Source organism: Streptomyces violaceoruber (assembly GCF_033406955.1).
Taxonomy (GTDB): Bacteria; Actinomycetota; Actinomycetes; order Streptomycetales; family Streptomycetaceae; genus Streptomyces; species Streptomyces violaceoruber.
The window spans coordinates 5711686-5728394 of sequence record NZ_CP137734.1 but is presented as its reverse complement, the minus strand read 5'-3'; the positions used below and the strand labels follow the sequence as shown (position 1 = coordinate 5728394).

15 protein-coding genes are annotated in these 16709 nt (G+C 73.9%); 4 read left to right on the top strand and 11 right to left on the bottom strand.

What is annotated here, in order from left to right:
- Positions 1 to 38: 38 nt before the first annotated feature.
- Together R2E43_RS25530 and R2E43_RS25525 are read right to left on the bottom strand one after the other, a co-directional pair.
- Positions 39 to 1334 (bottom strand): glucarate dehydratase family protein, encoded by a 1296-nt coding sequence (locus tag R2E43_RS25530; protein ID WP_011028417.1) that lies wholly within the window; start codon positions 1332 to 1334, stop codon positions 39 to 41.
- The gene (locus R2E43_RS25525) at positions 1331 to 2299 is read right to left on the bottom strand and encodes a 5-dehydro-4-deoxyglucarate dehydratase (protein WP_011028418.1); all 969 of its coding nucleotides are present in this window, start codon (positions 2297 to 2299) and stop codon (positions 1331 to 1333) included. The genes R2E43_RS25530 and R2E43_RS25525 overlap by 4 nt, the downstream gene beginning before the upstream one ends.
- Before the next feature lie 114 nt (positions 2300 to 2413).
- Here R2E43_RS25525 and R2E43_RS25520 point away from each other — a divergent pair, with 114 nt between their 5' ends.
- Together R2E43_RS25520 and R2E43_RS25515 are read left to right on the top strand one after the other, a co-directional pair.
- The gene (locus tag R2E43_RS25520; protein ID WP_011028419.1) at positions 2414 to 3211 is read left to right on the top strand and encodes an IclR family transcriptional regulator; all 798 of its coding nucleotides are present in this window, start codon (positions 2414 to 2416) and stop codon (positions 3209 to 3211) included.
- Between the two features lie 173 nt (positions 3212 to 3384).
- Positions 3385 to 4734, top strand: a complete 1350-nt coding sequence (locus tag R2E43_RS25515) for an MFS transporter (RefSeq protein ID WP_011028420.1) — start codon at positions 3385 to 3387, stop codon at positions 4732 to 4734.
- A gap of 19 nt (positions 4735 to 4753) precedes the next feature.
- Here R2E43_RS25515 and R2E43_RS25510 read toward each other — a convergent pair whose 3' ends face one another.
- From R2E43_RS25510 to R2E43_RS25490, 5 genes are all read right to left on the bottom strand, one after another.
- Positions 4754 to 5752, bottom strand: a complete 999-nt coding sequence (locus R2E43_RS25510) for an adenosine deaminase (RefSeq protein WP_161270038.1) — start codon at positions 5750 to 5752, stop codon at positions 4754 to 4756.
- 20 nt (positions 5753 to 5772) lie between these two features.
- The gene (locus tag R2E43_RS25505) at positions 5773 to 6678 is read right to left on the bottom strand and encodes a ribonuclease Z (protein WP_003976257.1); all 906 of its coding nucleotides are present in this window, start codon (positions 6676 to 6678) and stop codon (positions 5773 to 5775) included.
- Positions 6679 to 6706: 28 nt separating this feature from the next.
- Positions 6707 to 7060, bottom strand: coding sequence for a histidine triad nucleotide-binding protein (locus tag R2E43_RS25500; protein ID WP_003976256.1), 354 nt, complete (start codon positions 7058 to 7060; stop codon positions 6707 to 6709).
- Positions 7061 to 7417: 357 nt separating this feature from the next.
- The gene (locus tag R2E43_RS25495; RefSeq protein ID WP_332056603.1) at positions 7418 to 10621 is read right to left on the bottom strand and encodes a S41 family peptidase; all 3204 of its coding nucleotides are present in this window, start codon (positions 10619 to 10621) and stop codon (positions 7418 to 7420) included.
- A gap of 67 nt (positions 10622 to 10688) precedes the next feature.
- Positions 10689 to 11177, bottom strand: coding sequence for a hypothetical protein (locus tag R2E43_RS25490; RefSeq protein WP_016326181.1), 489 nt, complete (start codon positions 11175 to 11177; stop codon positions 10689 to 10691).
- A gap of 99 nt (positions 11178 to 11276) precedes the next feature.
- On the opposite strand from R2E43_RS25490, the gene R2E43_RS25485 reads away from it, so the two are divergent.
- Positions 11277 to 11654, top strand: coding sequence for a hypothetical protein (locus R2E43_RS25485; RefSeq protein ID WP_332056602.1), 378 nt, complete (start codon positions 11277 to 11279; stop codon positions 11652 to 11654).
- A gap of 40 nt (positions 11655 to 11694) precedes the next feature.
- Here R2E43_RS25485 and R2E43_RS25480 read toward each other — a convergent pair whose 3' ends face one another.
- The 4 genes from R2E43_RS25480 to hrcA all read right to left on the bottom strand — a co-directional run bounded on the left by R2E43_RS25480 (position 11695) and on the right by hrcA (position 15777).
- Positions 11695 to 12444, bottom strand: coding sequence for a 16S rRNA (uracil(1498)-N(3))-methyltransferase (locus R2E43_RS25480; protein WP_003976252.1), 750 nt, complete (start codon positions 12442 to 12444; stop codon positions 11695 to 11697).
- Entirely contained in the window at positions 12441 to 13535 is a 1095-nt protein-coding gene (locus tag R2E43_RS25475; RefSeq protein ID WP_030863710.1) for a nitronate monooxygenase, read from the bottom strand. The genes R2E43_RS25480 and R2E43_RS25475 overlap by 4 nt, the downstream gene beginning before the upstream one ends.
- 88 nt (positions 13536 to 13623) lie before the next feature.
- Positions 13624 to 14760 (bottom strand): molecular chaperone DnaJ, encoded by a 1137-nt coding sequence (gene dnaJ, locus R2E43_RS25470; protein WP_003976250.1) that lies wholly within the window; start codon positions 14758 to 14760, stop codon positions 13624 to 13626.
- Positions 14761 to 15777: a heat-inducible transcriptional repressor HrcA gene (hrcA, locus tag R2E43_RS25465; RefSeq protein WP_003976249.1), complete on the bottom strand. Its 1017-nt coding sequence runs from the start codon at positions 15775 to 15777 to the stop codon at positions 14761 to 14763.
- A 184-nt stretch (positions 15778 to 15961) separates the two neighbouring features.
- On the opposite strand from hrcA, the gene R2E43_RS25460 reads away from it, so the two are divergent.
- On the top strand, positions 15962 to 16705 hold the full coding sequence (locus R2E43_RS25460) for an MBL fold metallo-hydrolase (RefSeq protein WP_093456131.1): 744 nt from the start codon (positions 15962 to 15964) through the stop codon (positions 16703 to 16705).
- Positions 16706 to 16709: the final 4 nt, after the last annotated feature.

Below are 16709 nucleotides of genomic sequence, written 5' to 3'. Positions count from 1 at the left end.
GCTCCGGTCGTGGCAGGGAAGGGAGAGGGGGAACGGCTTCACCAGCGGGGCACGGACGGGGTGACCCACTCCGGGTCGGCGACCCGCATCGCCGCCGCGTCGTCGCGGTCGCGGAGCGTGCCGTCGTCGTCGAGCCAGCGCCGGTGCAGGAACGCCAGGCGCTCGCGGTCGAGTGCGACGCCGAGGCCGGGGGCGTCGGAGACGGCGACCTTGCCGCCGTCGAAGGCGAGCCGTTCGGTGAGCACGTCCTCGGACTGCCAGGGGTAGTGGGAGTCGCAGGCGTGGTGGAGGTCGGGAACGGTGGCCGCGACGTGGGTCATCGCCGCGAGGCTGATGCCCAGGTGGGTGTTGGAGTGCATGGAGACGCCGACGCCGAAGGTGCGGCAGACGGCGGCCAGTTGCTGGGTGTTGCGCAGTCCGCCCCAGTAGTGGTGGTCGGAGAGCACGACCTGCACGGCGCCCTTGGTGAACGCCTCCTGGATCTCGGCGAACGTCGTCACGCACATGTTCGTCGCGAGCGGCACCCCGGTCTTCGCGGCGACCTCGGCCATCGCCGGGGTGCCGAGCGCGGGGTCCTCCAGGTACTCCAGGACGTCCCCGAGTTCCGCCGCGACCTTCAGGGAGGTCTCCACGGACCAGGCGCCGTTGGGGTCCAGGCGCAGGGGGTGTCCGGGGAACGCCTCGGCGAGGGCCTTGACCGCGGCGATCTCCTCCTCCGGCGGGAAGACGCCGCCCTTGAGCTTGAAGGAGGTGAAGCCGTACCGCTCGGTGAAGGCGCGGGCCTGGGCGACGACTCCTGCCGGGTCGACGGCGGCGCCCCAGTCGTCCTTCTCGCTCGCCACGCCCTCGGGGTGGTCGGCCCACTTGTAGAAGAGGTACGCGCTGTACTCGACGGCGTCGCGGACCTTGCCGCCGAGCAGCGCGTGCACGGGCAGGCCGAGCGCCTTGCCGAGGGCGTCGAGGCAGGCGACCTCGAAGCCGGAGACGACGGACAGGCGCAGCTTGTCGGCGGTCTGGACGCCGCGCAGTCCCCCGACGTCCACCTGTCCGAAGACCCGGGAGGAGTCGACGGCGACCTCGTCGGCGAGGGTGAACAGGCCGTTCAGGTCGGACACCTGACGGCCGACCAGCTTGGCGGCGAACGGGCGGGCCAGCTCCAGGTACTTGGCGTCGCCGTAGGTCTCGCCGACGCCGGTGACGCCGTCGGCGGTCTCCACCTCGACGATCAGGCGGGGGGTGTACGGCTGGTGCACGCCCTGGGTGTTCAGCAGGGGCGGGTCGGCGACCAGGATCGGCGTCAGGTGGACGGCCGTGATGGTGAGATCGCGGGTCACAGGGCGGCTCCTACGAGGTCGAGTCCGGTGGTGAGCAGGGTCGTGAGGGCGGCGAGGTCGGCGGGCGACGGGTCGGTGAGGGGGGCGCGGACGGGGCCGACGGGGCAGCCGCGCAGCCGGGCCGCCGCCTTCACCAGGGACACGGCGTAGCCGGGGACGCGGTCGCGCAGTTCGACGAGGGGGACGTAGAAGTCGCGCAGCAGCTTGTCGACCGTGCCGGTGTCGCCGCCGCGCAGGGCGGCGAGGAAGGCGTTCGCGATCTCGGGCGCGAAGGCGTGCACGGCGGAGGAGTAGGCGGGTACGCCGACGGCGGCGTAGGCGCGGGCCTGGACCTCGGCGGTGGCGGCGCCGTTGAAGAACAGGAAGTCGTCGGGCGCGGCGAGGACCGCGCGCTGGAGGCGGTCGAGGTCGCTGTGGCCGTCCTTGAGGCCGATCACGCCGGGGACGCGGGTCAGGCGCCGGACGGACTCGGCGGTGTAGGCGACCTGGCCGCGCTGGTAGGCGATGAGCGGGAGCCGGGTGCCCGCGGCGATCCGCTCCATCTGGGCGACCAGTCCGTCCTGCGGGGCGGCGGTGAGGTAGTGCGGCATGACGAGGAGGGCGTCGGCACCCGCGTCCTCGGCGATGCGCGCGAACCGCAGGGCCTGCGCCCAGCCGTAGCCGGTCCCGGCGACGACCGGCACGCTCCCGGCCGTCTCTTCGACGGCGATGGCGACCGCCTGCCGGTACTCGTCCTCGTCCAGGGAGAAGAACTCGCCGGTGCCGCAGGCGGGGAAGAGGGCTCCGGGACCGGCGGCGAGCCGTTCGGCGACGTAGGCCCGGTATCCGTCGGCGTCGAAGGAGCCGTCCTCGTGGAAGCTGGTCAGCGGGAAGGACAGCACGCTCGCCGCCATGCCTTCGCGCAGCCGCCGGACGACGGCTGCCCGACCGGTGCCGGGGTCGGAGCCGGGGCCCGCACTCGTCATCTCCATCAACTCTCACTGTCTCCGTATGTAGATGTCGTCTACGTATGGAGATGGAGATTAGAGAGGTGACCGTCGGGCGTCAATGGGTCGGGGGCATCCGATTACGATCGGCCCATGTCGGAGACTGGGGACGCGACGCCGGGCGGCGTCCGCGAGGTGAAGTCCGCGGCGCGCACAGTGGAGTTGCTGGAGGTGCTGGCCGCGCGCGGCGACCGTCCGGCCCGCCTCCAGGAACTGGCGGACGAACTGGGGGTGCCGCGCAGTTCGATGTACGCGCTGCTGCAGACCCTGATCTCGCGCGGCTGGGTCCGCACCGACGTCACCGGCTCGCTCTACGGCATCGGCATCCACGCCCTGCTCACCGGCACCAGCTACCTGGACTCCGACCCCCGGGTGCGGGCGGTGCGGCCGTATCTCGACGAGGCGTCCGAGGCGCTGGGCGAGACCATCCACCTGGGGCGGCTGGACGGGCACGACGTGGCGTACCTGGCCACCCGGGAGTCGCACGAGTACCTGCGCACGATCAGCCGGGTGGGACGCCGGCTGCCCGCGCACGTGGGCGCGCTCGGCAAGGCGCTGCTGGCGGAGCGGCCGGACGCGGACCTGCCCGAGGGGCCGTACGAGGCGTTCACCCCGAACACGCACACCGGCAGGGAGGCCCTGGCGGCCGACCTCGCCCGGACCAGGGAGCGCGGATACTCCGTCGACCGCGAGGAGGGCGTGGCCGGCATCGTCGGTTTCGGCTTCGCGCTGCGCTACGACGTCCCGGCGCTGGACGCGGTCAGCTGCTCGGTGCCGGTGGCCCGGCTGACGCCGGATCACGAGGCGCGGATCGTGGCGGTGATGCGGGAGATCAGGGCAAAACTGGAGGCGACGGTTCCGGTCGGAGGCGGCTCGATCCACTGGCGTTAGCGACTGCTGCTACCCAGCCTTCAAACCCCCAAACAGGTATGTGACCTAGATCACATCATCTCGCCTGTTTCGGGGCTCCTTCCGCTTGATACAAATTGCCCGCGCGTCCTCGTCGGTCGACGGTCGTCGCTCCCTCCCTTCCCACCGTCCTTTCGCATGCCCTGGGAACGCCCGTGTTCGCCCCCCGCACCACACCCTGGCCCCTCGTCGCCCTCTTCACGGCCGGGTACCTGCCTCCGTACCTGCTGCCCACCACCGTCGGCAGACTCGACACCAGCCTTCCGCTGTCCACCACGCAGGCGGGCGCCGTCGGCAGCGCGCTGCTGCTGAGTTCGGCGACCGCGGGCTTCCTGCTGGCCTCCCGGGTCCAGCGGTTCGGCGCCCGGACACCGGCCCGCCTCGGCCTCGTACTGGCCGTCCTCGGCTACGGCGCCGCCGCGCTCACCACCGCCGTCCCGGCCGTCGTCCTGGGCGCGGTGGTGGGCGGTTTCGGATCGGGGACGGCCATGACGGTCGCCGCCACCCGGATCGCCGCCGAGAAGGATCCCCACCGCGCCTCCACGGCGGGCCTGCTGAGCGTGTCCGCGCTGGCCGGTGCGGTGTACCTGACGGTGCCCCACCTCGGCCGGGCGCACGGGCTGCCGCTGGCCGCGATCGCCCTGACGGCGCTGGCGGTGTGGCCGCTGACCGGCCGCCTGCCGGGCCCGGCGGCCGCCTCCCCGGCCGCACCCGGCGCCGACGCCACCGCCCCGCTCCCCCACCGCCGTTCGGGACTCGTCCTCGCCGTCACCGTGCTGTGCTGGTCCCTGGCCCAGAACTCCCTGTGGGGCGTCAGCGGCCGGATCGGGCTGACGCAGGCCGGACTGGGCGACGCCACCCTCGGCGTCGTGTTCGCCGTCGCGCTGGGCGCGGGCCTGGTGGGCGTGCTGGTGGCGGGTGCGCTCGGGCCGCGGCTGGGCCGGGCGATGCCCGTCGGCGCCGGCACGGTGCTCATCGCGGGCTGCATCGCGGTGAGCGCGTCGGCGACGACCCCGACGGCCTTCGCGACCGGCGAGATCGCCTGGAACACCGTCTACCCGGTCGTCCTGTCGTACCTGATCGGCCTCGCCGCCTCGCTCGACGCGCGCGGCCGGTGGGCGGTGCTCGTCGGCTCGGCGTCCTCGCTGGGCACGGCGGCCGGACCGCTGGCCGGCAGTGTCCTGTCGGCGCAGGCCGGTTACGCGGGCATGGGGCTGGTGCTGGCCGCCGGGCTGCTGCTGGTCGCCGCGCCGATGACCGCCGTCGCACTGCACACCTCGGGGCGCCCGCTGCTGCCCGGCGCGATCCGCCGCCGCGGCGGCACCCCGGCCGCGCTGGTCGCCGCCGCCACCGGAACGCCGAGCGGTGCGGTGCCCGAGATCGGTGCCGTGGAGCAGCCGGTCGTGGAGATCGACGTGGAGGTCCCGGCGGTCGCCGTCCAGGGCGCCTACGACACGGCGGGGCCCCGGCAGGCGGCGGCCGCACCGGGGTCCGGGCCGGGCTGAGACCCGCGCGCGGGATCCGCTACGCGGCGGGGAACCGGTACGCCTCGACCTCCGCGAGGTACCGCGCCCGCAGTTCCTCGTCGTCCTCCAGGAAGGAGGCGAGGAAGGAGTTGCGGGCCAGCTCCCGCAGCCGCTCCCCGGTCAGGCCGAGGGCCTGGCGCACGGCGTCGAAGTTGTCGCCCGCGTAGCCGCCGAAGTAGGCCGGGTCGTCGGAGTTCACCGTGCACATCAGGCCCGCGTCGAGCATCGCGGGCAGCGGGTGGTCGGCGAGGGTGTCGACCGTGCGCAGCCGCACGTTGGACAGCGGGCACAGAGTGAGCGGGACGCGCTCGCGCACCAGCCGCTCGACCAGCGCCGGGTCCTCCACCGAGCGCAGCCCGTGGTCGATCCGCTCCACGCCGAGGACGTCCAGGGCCTCGACGACGTACGCGGGCGGGCCCTCCTCGCCGGCGTGCGCGACCCGGCGCAGGCCGAGGGCTGCGGCGGCCTCGTACACCTCGCGGAACTTGACCGGCGGGTGGCCGACCTCGGCGGAGTCGAGGCCTACGCCGGTGATGCGGTCGAGGTAGGGCCCCGCCGCGTCCAGCGTCCGCATCGCCGACTCGGCGGACTCGTCGCGCAGGAAGCAGAGGATCAGCCGGGTGGAGACGCCGTGGTTCTCACGGCTGGCGCCCAGTGCCCGCCACAGCCCTTCTACGACCGTGCCCATCTCCACGCCCCGGGCGAGGTGGGCCTGCGGGTCGAAGAAGATCTCGGCGTGCCGGACGCCCTGGGCGGCGGCGCGGGCGAGGTAGGCGTCGGCGAGGTCCTCGAAGTCCCGCTCGGTGCGCAGGACGGCCATCAGTTCGTAGTACAGGTTCAGGAAGGACTGGAGGTCGGCGAAGCGGTACGCCTCGCGCAGGGCGTCCTCGTCCGCGTACGGCAGGGACACGCCGTTGCGGGCGGCCAGCGCGAAGGCAAGCTCCGGTTCCAGGGTGCCTTCGATGTGGAGGTGCAGTTCAGCTTTGGGCAGGGGCATCAGAGCATCGTACGGCGGTTTCACCGACGTTTCGGAACCGGTACGCGGGTGAGGTCGCGGGCCACGGTCAGCTCGCCCGCGTAACCGGCCGCGCGTGCCTGGCGTTCGAACTCCTCGGGATCCGAGTAGCGCTGGCTGAAGTGGGTGAGCACCAGGTGCCGCACGCCCGCGTCCCGGGCCACCCGGGCGGCCTGGCCGGCGGTGAGGTGGCCGTGGTCGGTGGCGAGGGTCTCGTCCTCGTCGAGGAAGGTGGACTCGATGACGAGCAGGTCCGAGCCCTCGGCGAGCGCGTGCACGCCCTCGCACAGCCGGGTGTCCATGACGAACGCGAACCGCTGGCCGCGGCGGACCTCGCTGACCTCGTCGAGCGCGACGCCGCCCAGCGAGCCGTCGCGCTGGATGCGGCCCACGTCGGGTCCGGTGATGCCGTGCGCGGCCAGGCGCTCGGGCAGCATGCGGCGGCCGTCGGGCTCGGTGAGCCGGTAGCCGTACGACTCGACGGGGTGCGACAGCCTGCGGGCGTCCAGGGTGTAGGCGGGGGTGACCGCGAGGGGACCGTCGGCGGCGACCGGCACCTCGGTGAGGGCGACGGTCTCGCGGTAGGCCGTGGCGTACCGCAGGCGCTCGAAGAAACGCTGCCCGGAGCGCGGGTAGTGGGCGGTGATCTCGTGCGGGACGCGGTCGAGGTTGATCCGCTGGATCACCCCGGCGAGGCCCAGGCTGTGGTCGCCGTGGAAGTGCGTGACGCAGATCCGGTTCAGGTCGTGGGCGGCGACCCCGGCGCGCAGCATCTGGCGCTGGGTGCCCTCGCCGGGGTCGAACAGGATGCCCTCGCCGTCCCAGCGCAGCAGGTAGCCGTTGTGGTTGCGGTGCCGGGTCGGGACCTGGCTCGCGGTGCCGAGGACGACGAGTTCGCGTACGGACATGGTGGGTGGTGGTCCGGTCCTGTCCGGGTTATCCGGGGGGCCATTCGAGGCCGCGGCCGCCGAGCACGTGGGCGTGCGCGTGCCAGACGGTCTGGCCGGCGCCGCTGCCGGTGTTGAAGACGGTGCGGTAGCTGTCCAGCTTCTCGTCGTCGGCGACGGCCTGAGTCTCGCGCAGCACGTCGGCGGCGAGCTGCGGGGCCTCGGCGGCGAGGGCGGCGGCGTCCTTGTGGTGCGCCTTGGGGATCACCAGGACATGGGTGGGGGCCTGGGGGTTGATGTCCCGGAACGCGACGGTGGTGTCCGTCTCGCGGACGATCGTCGCGGGAATCTGCCCTGCGACGATCTTGCAGAACAGACAGTCGTCCTGGGGTTCGCCAGCCACTTGGCTCTCCTCACGCCGGTGATCTTCTGATGGGCATCGTATCCGCCACCGCCGCAGCCGCGGGAGTCGTGCCTCCGTCCCCCGGCTGCGGGCAGTCGTGCCGCTCCGACCGCGGGCAGTCGTGCCGCTTGGGGCGGCACGGGTGGGCGCGGGCGGCACCCCGTTCCGCCGGGCTGCGCACCCCACCCCCACGCCGGCCTGGGCGCCGCACGCCGTGGCGGACGCCGGGTGGGGCGCTCGCCGGCGCGTGCCGGGTGCCGCTGCGCCCACCCGTGCCGCACTGGGGGGACTCCCAGGCCGATCAGGCACTGGGGGGGAGGCACGACTGCCCGCAGCGGCGGCGGGGAGCGCCGCAGGTCAGGGCAGGCTCGGCGGTGTCTTCGCCGGGGTTTCCTCCAGAGCCGCCAGCGCGAGCGCGATCGCCTCGTCCAGTTGGGGATCGCGGCCCGCCGCGTGATCCTGGGGGCGCTGCGGGACCTCGACGTCGGGGTCGACGCCGTGGTTCTCCACCCCCCAGCCGTATCCCTCCAGCCAGAACGCGTACTTGGGCTGTGTGATCAGCGTGCCGTCGACCAGCCGGTAGCGGCTGTCGATGCCGATGACGCCGCCCCAGGTGCGGACCCCGACGACCGGGCCGATGCCCAGCGCCTTGATCGCCGCGTTGACGATGTCGCCGTCGGAGCCGGAGAACTCGTTGGCGACCGCGACGACCGGCCCGCGGGGCGCGTCCTGCGGGTAGCTGGTCGGCCGCATGCCGCGCGGCAGGTCCCAGCCGACGATGCGCCGGGCCAGCTTCTCCACCACCAGCTGGGAGGTGTGCCCGCCGCGGTTCTCGCGGACGTCGACGACCAGGCCCTCCCGGGCCACCTCGACGCGCAGGTCGCGGTGGATCTGGGCCCAGCCGGGCGCCTGCATGTCCGGGACGTGCAGGTAGCCGAGCCGGCCGCCGGACTTCTCGTGGACGTAGGCGCGGCGGTCGGCGACCCAGGCGTGGTAGCGCAGCGGCTCCTCGTCGGCGAGCGGGACGACGACGGCGTGCCGCACCTCTCCGCCGCCGGACGGGGAGACGGTCAGCTCGACCGGCTTGCCCGCCGTACCGACGAGCAGTGGTCCGGGACCGGTGACCGGGTCCACGGCCTGTCCCGCCACCGCGACGATCGCGTCCCCGGCGCGCACCGCGACCCCGGGTGCGGCGAGCGGGGAGCGGGCGTCGGGGTCGGAGGTCTCGGACGGCAGGACGCGGTCGATGCGCCAGGCGCCGTCCTCGTGACGGGAGAGGTCGGCGCCGAGCAGGCCCTGCCGGGCGCCGGAGCCGTGGCCGCCGCGCGGGGTGACGTAGGCGTGCGAGGTGCCCAGCTCGCCGTGCACCTCCCACAGGAGGTCGACCAGGTCGTCGTGGGTGGCGACGCGGTCCAGGACGGGCCGGTAGCGGTCCAGGACGCCGTCCCAGTCGACGCCGTTCATGTCGGCCCGCCAGTAGTGGTCGCGCATGATGCGGCCGGTCTCGTCGAACATCTGCCGCCACTCGGCGGCCGGTTCGACGGTCTGCCGGACCCGGCCCAGGTCGACGGTGATGTTGGTGTCGCTGTCCTCGTCGCCGGAGGCCCGCCGGTCGCTGGGGACGACCTTGAGCCGGCCGTCGGTCCACAGCAGCACCCGCTTGCCGTCGCCGCTGACCTCGAAGTGGTCGGCGTCGCCGCCGAGGTGCTCGACGCGCTGCTGGGCGAGGTCGTAGCGCTCCAGCTCGGTGTTCGGGTCGGGGTCCTCCGGGTTGGCGCGGGAGGCGCCGAGGACGCCGGTGAGCGGGTGGCGCAGCCACAGGACGCCGTCCTTGGCGGCGCGCAGCCGGGAGTAGCGGGCGGCCTCGACCGGGAAGGGCACGATGCGGTCGGCGAGGCCCTCGATGTCGATCCGGGTGGTGGGGGTGCCCTCGCTGTCGGGGGTCTCCTCGCGGTCCGGGGTCTCGAACGGACGGCCGTGGCGCTGCGGACCGAAGGGCGAGGGGGTGGTCGCGGCGAGGGTGATCAGGTAGGGCCGGGCGCCCTCGACGAAGGCCAGGTCGAAGACGTGCTCGTCGTAGACCGGGTCGAAGGAGCGGGTGGAGAGGAAGGCGAGGTGCTTGCCGTCGAGGGTGAAGGCCGGCGAGTAGTCCTTGAAGCGCAGCGGCGTCGCCTCGCTCACCGACAGGTCGGTGGTGTTGGCGAGCTTGAGCTGGCGCAGCGGCTCCGGCCCGGGGTGGGACCAGGCGAGCCAGGAGGAGTCGGGCGAGAAGACCAGGCCGGAGGCGTCGCCGTCCTCGCTGCGGTCGACCTCGCGGACCTCGCCGCTCTCGCGCTCGACGAGCAGGACCCGCCCGTCGTGCGAGGCGACGGCGACGCGGCTGCCGTCGGGGGCCACCGCGAGGTGCAGCACCCGGCCGAGCTGCCCGGCGGCCAGGCGCCGTGTGGTGGCGCCGGGGGCGAGTCCGGTGGCGGGCGCGAACTCCAGGGCGTCCTCGCCCTCGGCGTCCGTCACCCACACCACCCACTCCTCGCCGTCGACGCGGAAGGTGCGCGGCAGCCGGGTGCGCACGCCCGGGGTGGCCGCGAGGGCGCGGGCGGGTCCGGAGCGGTGGGTGACCCAGTGCACGCCGCCGCGTACGGCGACGGCGCTGCCGCGCGCGGTGTGGTCGGGGGACGCGGAGCCGAACCAGCGGGCGGCGTTGACCGGGTACGACTGGAGGTCGACGCGGGCGCCGCCGAGCCGGATGTCCACGCGGCGCGGTTCGGCGCCGTCGAGGTCGTCGAGGGTCCACAGCTCACCGGCCGACGCGTAGACGACGCGGCTGCCGTCGGTCGCGGCGTGCCGGGCGTAGAAGCCGTCGACCGGTGTGTGCCGGCGCAGGTCGGAGCCGTCGGCGAGGGAGGAGTAGAGGGCGCCGGTGCCCTCGTGGTCGGAGAGGAAGGCGATCCGGTCGCCGACCCAGAAGGGGTACTCGATGTTGCCGTCCAGGCCGTCGTGCAGGCGGACGAACTCGCCGTCGTCCTCGCGGTCGATCCACAGCTTGCCCGCGGTGCCGCCCCGGTAGCGCTTCCACCAGGCGGCCTCGCGGCCCATCGGCGCGGACAGCAGCACGGTGTGCGGGCCCTGGGCGACGTCGCCGACGGGTCCGTACGGCAGGGTGGTCGCCGGGCCGCCGTCGAGCGGGAGGGCGCGGGCCCAGCTGCGGCGCAGGCTGGCCTGGCCGTAGGTGCTCAGGGCGAGGACGCGGCCGTCGGCGGTCCAGCCGCGTACCTGGGTCCTGATGCTGCCCCAGTGGGTGAGGCGCTTGGCGGGGCCGCCCTCGACGGGGGCGACGTGCACCTCGGGGGCGCCGTCACGGGTGGAGGTCCAGGCGACCTTGGTGCCGTCGGGCGAGATCCGCGGGTGGTTCACCGGCACGTTGTCGGCGCTGACCCGCCAGGCACGGCCGCCGTCGAGCGGGGCGAGCCACACGTCGTCCTCGGCGGTGAAGGCGACCAACTCGCCGTGCGGGTGCGGAAAGCGGAGGTAGGCAGGCGCTGCGGGCTGAGTCACCCCCATACCCTATGCAGGGGCGCGCCCCGCCGACAGAGGTTTGGATCACTTCCCGGCCATGGCCCCGGCCCGGTCACTTGCCCTCGACCGGCCCGCAGTGCGGGTCGGCGGGGCACCAGATGGTCCGGGTGACGGTCACGGTGGGCCCCGGCCCGTTCCGGGAGGGCCGGTCGGCGGGCGGGGCGCCGGTGGCGTCGCAGTTGCCCAGCCCCTTCACCCGGAACCACTCCTTGCCGTCCACCTTCGCGGTCAGGTTCCCGCGCACGCAGGCGCCGTTGACGACCTTGGTGACCTTGCCGTCGACGGTGATGTCCTGGCCGGCGTCCGTCCTGCCCTCGCAGTGCACGGAGGCGACCGCGTTCTCGCTCGCCGAGGCCGTGGTGCCCTTGTCGCCGTAGGAGGCGGTGCAGGTGAGCCAGCGCACCTCCGCCTTCTGCCGCTGAAGTTCCCGGGTCACGGTCTGGTCGGTCGTGTAGGCGACCGTCGCGGAGCCGAGTCCGCCCGGCTCGCACGCGACGAGCCCGCCGACGGCGACGGCCGAGCCGACGACCACCGGAGCCATGCGCCGAATCCGCCTCAATGCCCCCATGGAGGGCAGCCTGCCACCGCCCGGGGGCCGGCGGTAGGGCGCATACGGCCACTCCTCACTACCGTGGGCGCCATGGGCAACGACCGCAGACAGCGCAGGCTCGTCATGGACGACCTCACCACCTGGCTGTGGACTCACCGGCAGAAACGGGGCCGCGACGGCGTCTGGCGGGACGCGCTCACGCTGTACCGGGACGGGGTCCGGGTCCGGTTCGTCTTCCGCGCGGGTGCGCCCGACTCCGGCCGGTGGACCACGGAGGGCGGCTACTGGTACGAGGGCTGCGTGGGCGACGACCGCGGCAACCTGCTCAACCTGCGCGAACCCGGTGTCGTACGGGCCCTGGTCGAGGCGGCCGGGCGGCGGGCGCTGCTGCCCGGGCCCGGGGGCCGGCCGGTGGAGCTGGACGGCTGGGAGCTGTTCCCCGCCGTGGTCGCCGCCGCCGACGGCTGACCGGGGCCGTCACAGGACCGGACCGGTCAGCCGGGCGCCGTCAGGACCAGCGGCCGGTGCGGGCCAGGAGTACGGCGGTCGCGGCGGTGCCCGCGGTGGAGGTGCGCAGGACGCTGCGGCCCAGGCGGTAGGGGTCCGCGCCCGCCTCGGCGAAGAGGGCCAACTCGTCCGGGGACACCCCGCCTTCGGGGCCGACCACCAGCACGATGTCGCCGGAGGCGGGAAGTTCGGCGTCGGACAGGGGGACGTCGCCGCTCTCGTGGAGGACGGCGGCGAAGTCGGCCGCGGCCAGAAGTGAGGCAACCTGCTTGCTGCTCGCGGCGTCCGCGACGTCGGGGAAGCGGACCCGTCGGGACTGCTTGCCCGCCTCCCGGGCCGTCGCCCGCCACTTGCCGAGCGCCTTCAGGCCGCGCTCGCCCTTCCACTGCGTGATGCACCGGGACGCCGCCCAGGGCACGATCGCGTCGACCCCGACCTCGGTCATCGTCTCGACGGCCAGCTCACCGCGGTCGCCCTTGGGCAGGGCCTGGACGACGGTGATGCGGGGCTGCTCGGCGGGCTCCTCGCGCACGCCGCCCGGCACGGTGACGACCAGTCGGTCCTTGCCCTCGGCGGCCTTCACCGTGCCCTCGGCCCAGTGGCCGCGCCCGTCGGTGAGGACGACGTCCTCACCCGCCCGCAGCCGCTTCACGGAGACGGCGTGGCGTCCCTCGGGGCCGTCGAGGACGTACTCCCCCGCGGGCAGGTCCTGCGGCCGCAGCGAGTCGACCACGAACACCGGTGCCGTCATCGGGCGCCGCCCCCCGTCGCGTAGCCCGACAACCCCGACAACGCTGTCCCGGCGGCGGCGAGTTCGGCGACCAGCACCTCCACCAGCTGTCCGGCGGGCAGCTCCCGGGCCATCCGGTGGCCCTGTCCCGCCCACAGCGCCATGCCCTGCGCGTCGCCCGCCTTCGCCGCCGCCTTGCGCACCGGCGCGGTGAGGTGGTGCACCTCGGGGTAGGCGGCGGGGGCGTAGGGGCCGTGCTCGCGCAGGAAGCGGTTGACCAGGGCGCGGGCCGGGCGGCCGGAGAAGGCGCGGGTGAGTTCGGTGCGGACGAACAGCGGGTTGGTCAGCGCCTGCTTGTGCAGGTCGTGCGCGCCGGACTCGGAGGTGGCGAGGAAGGCGGTGCCCAGCTGGGCCGCGCTCGCGCCGGCCGCGAGGACCGCGGCGATCTGGCCGCCGCGCATGATGCCGCCGGCGGCGACGATCGGCAGGCTCACCGCCTCCCGGACCTGGGCGACCAGCGACAGCAGTCCGGTCCCGGCGCCGCCGGTCTCCGGGTTGTCCCGGTGGGTGCCCTGGTGGCCGCCGGCCTCCATGCCCTGGGCGATCACCGCGTCGGCGCCGGACTGCTCGACGGCCCGGGCCTCGTCCGCGGTGGTCGCGCCGACCAGCGCGAAGGTGCCCACGCGGTGCAGGGAGTCGACGACCTCGCGGCTGGGCACGCCGAAGTGGAACGACACCACCGGCACGGGGTTGTCCAGCAGGACGGCGACCTTGGTGTCGTAGCCGTCGTCCCGTCCGCAGTCGGGGTCGCCCAGCTCGGTCTCGTACCAGGCGGCCTCGCCGGCCAGCTGGTGGGCGTAGACGTCGACGGCGGCGGGATCGGCCGTCTCCGGCTGCGGGAGGAACAGGTTGACGCCGAAGGGACGGCTGGTGAGCCCCCTCAGCTGTTTGATCTCCTGGTACATCCCGTCCGCGGTCTTGTACCCGGCGGCCAGGAAGCCCAGCCCGCCCGCCTCGGACACCGCGGCCGCGAGCCGCGGCACGGAGACGCCGCCCGCCATGGGCGCCTGCACGATCGGGTAGGGGAAGAGATCGGTCAGTGCGGAGGACATGACGGCATGTTGTCACGTCCTCCACACAAGTCCGAATCCGGGCTTCCGTTGGCATACGCCAGGAGCATCCGCATCGCGGCGTACGGCGTCAGCGCCCGTTGAAGGCGTCCTTCAGCCGCGAGAACAGCCCTTGCTGCCCCGGCTGGAACTGCCCCGTCGGGCGTTCCTCGCCGCGGAGCTTGGCCAGCTCGCGCAGGAGGCGTTCCTGTTCGGGGTCGAGCTTGCCCGGGGTGGTGACCTCGACGTGCACGATGAGGTCGCCGCGACCGCCGCCGCGCAGGTGGGTGACGCCCCGGCCGTGCTTCGGGATCGACTGGCCGGACTGGGTGCCCGGGCGGATGTCGACCTCCTCCATGCCGTCGAGGGTCTCCAGCGGCACCTTGGTGCCGAGGGCCGCCGCCGTCATCGGGATGGTGACCGTGCAGTGCAGGTCGTCGCCGCGCCGCTGGAAGGTGGAGTGGGGCAGCTCGTGGATCTCGACGTACAGGTCGCCGGCCGGGCCGCCGCCGGGGCCGACCTCGCCCTCGCCCGCGAGCTGGATCCGGGTGCCGTTGTCGACACCGGCCGGGATCTTCACGGTCAGGGTGCGCCGGGAGCGGACCCGGCCGTCGCCCGCGCACTCGGGGCACGGGGTCGGGACCACGGTGCCGAAGCCCTGGCACTGCGGGCAGGGGCGCGAGGTCATGACCTGGCCCAGGAAGGACCGGGTGACCTGCGAGACCTCGCCTCGACCGCGGCACATGTCACACGTCTGGGCCGACGTGCCCGGCGCCGCGCCCTCGCCGTTGCAGGTGTTGCAGACGACCGCGGTGTCGACCTGGATGTCCTTGGTCGTACCGAAGGCGGCCTCGTCCAGCTCGACCTCGATGCGGATCATCGCGTCCTGGCCGCGGCGGGTGCGCGAGCGCGGCCCGCGCTGCGACGCCGTGCCGAAGAACGCGTCCATGATGTCCGAGAAGTTCCCGAAGCCACCCGCGCCGAAGCCGCCCGCGCCACCGCCGGCGGCCTGCGAGAGGGGGTCGCCGCCGAGGTCGTAGACCTGCTTCTTCTGCGGGTCCGACAACACCTCGTAGGCGGCGTTGATCTCCTTGAACCGCTCCTGGGTCTTCGGATCGGGGTTGACGTCCGGGTGCAGCTCGCGCGCGAGCCTCCGGAACGCCTTCTTGATCTCGTCCTGGGAAGCGTCGCGGCGCACGCCGAGTACGGCGTAGTAGTCCGTGGCCACCTACGACTCCGCCAGGATCTGTCCGACGTACCGTGCCACTGCGCGTACCGCTCCCATCGTTCCCGGGTAGTCCATGCGGGTCGGTCCGACCACGCCGAGCTTGGCAACCGCCTCGCCGCCCGAACCGTAGCCGACCGACACGACGGACGTTGAGTTGAGTCCCTCGTGGGCGTTCTCGTGACCGATCCGTACGGTCACGCCCGGATCCTTCGCCTCGCCGAGCAGCTTGAGGAGCACCACCTGCTCCTCCAGCGCCTCCAGCACCGGCCGGATCACCAAGGGGAAGTCGTGCCCGAAGCGGGTCAGATTGGCGGTGCCGCCGATCATCAGCCGCTCCTCGTTCTCCTCGACCAGCGTCTCCAGGAGAGTGGAGAGCACGGTGGAGACCGTACCGCGATCCTCGGCCTCGAAGGGCTCCGCCAGATCTTCCACCAGAGCCGGCACGTCCGCGAAACGGCGCCCCGCGACCCGGCTGTTGAGCCGCGCCCGCAGATCGGCCAGCGACGCCTCGCCGAACGGCGCCGGGCAGTCGACCATCCGCTGCTCGACCCGCCCGGTGTCCGTGATCAGCACGAGCATCAGGCGCGCGGGCGCGAGCGAGAGCAGCTCCACGTGCCGCACGGTCGAGCGCGTCAGCGACGGATACTGCACGACGGCGACCTGCCGGGTGAGCTGCGCCAGCAGCCGCACCGTGCGGGCCACGACGTCGTCGAGGTCGACGGCGCCCTCCAGGAAGTTCTGGATGGCACGCCGCTCGGGCGCGGTCATCGGCTTGACGCCCGCCAGCTTGTCGACGAAGAGCCGGTAGCCCTTGTCGGTCGGGATGCGCCCCGCGCTGGTGTGCGGCTGCGCGATGAACCCCTCGTCCTCCAGGGCCGCCATGTCGTTGCGCACGGTGGCCGGGGAGACGCCGAGGTTGTGCCGCTCGGTGAGGGCCTTGGAGCCGACCGGTTCCTCGGTGCCGACGTAGTCCTGGACGATGGCGCGCAGCACCTTCAGCCTGCGTTCACTGAGCATCGGCGCGCACCTCCAGCTGTCGTCCGCCCGTTTCGGCCCGTCTGGCCCTGTCTGACCGGCCTGACCGGTCCGATCTGTCCGCCCTGGCACTCATGGCTCGCGAGTGCCAGACTTCCCCGGCCCAGTGTACGGCCGTGGGGTACGCCCCCGGCAAGGCCGGGACCAAGCCGTTAGCGTCGTCGCCGTGACGGTGACTTGGGAAGAGCTGGGCTGGGAGCGGCTGGCGGACGGGGTGGGGCGGTGCCGGCTGCCGGGCTGGGACTGCACGGCGGGGCTGGTGCTCGGCGCCGACGCGGCGCTGATGGTGGACGCCGGGTCGAGCCTCGACGAGGGCGCCCGGTTGCGCGAGGGGGCGCGGCGGCTCGCCGGCCGCCGTGTGACGCATCTCGCGCTGACCCACCCGCATTTCGACCACGTCTTCGGCGCGGCGGCGTTCACGGGCGCCGAGGTGTACGGCGCGTACGGCGCGGCGGGTACGGGCGCGCTGTTCGCGCCGGGCGGACAGGGGCGTCAGGCGCTGCGCGCGGACGCGGTGGCGGAGGGGCTGGACTCCCGGGCGGCCCGGGAGGCGGCCGAGGCGCTCTCCCCCGTCCGGCACGAGGTCCGGGGCGAGCAGCCGCTCGACCTGGGCGGCGGACGGCGGGTCCTGCTGGCCGACGTGGGGCCGGGGCACACCGGGCACGACCTGGCGGTGCTGGTGCCGGGCTCCCCGGACGTCCTGTTCTGCGGCGACCTGGTCGAGGAGTCCGGCGAGCCGCAGGCGGGGCCCGACGCCGTACCGTCGCACTGGCCGGCCGCCCTGGACCGGCTGCTGGAGCTGGGCGGCGACGACGCGCTGTACGTCCCCGGTCACGGAGCGGTGGTGGACGCGGCGTTCGTCCGGGTCCAACGGGACGCGCTGGCCGCCCGGTTCGGCGTGTCGCGTTGATCAC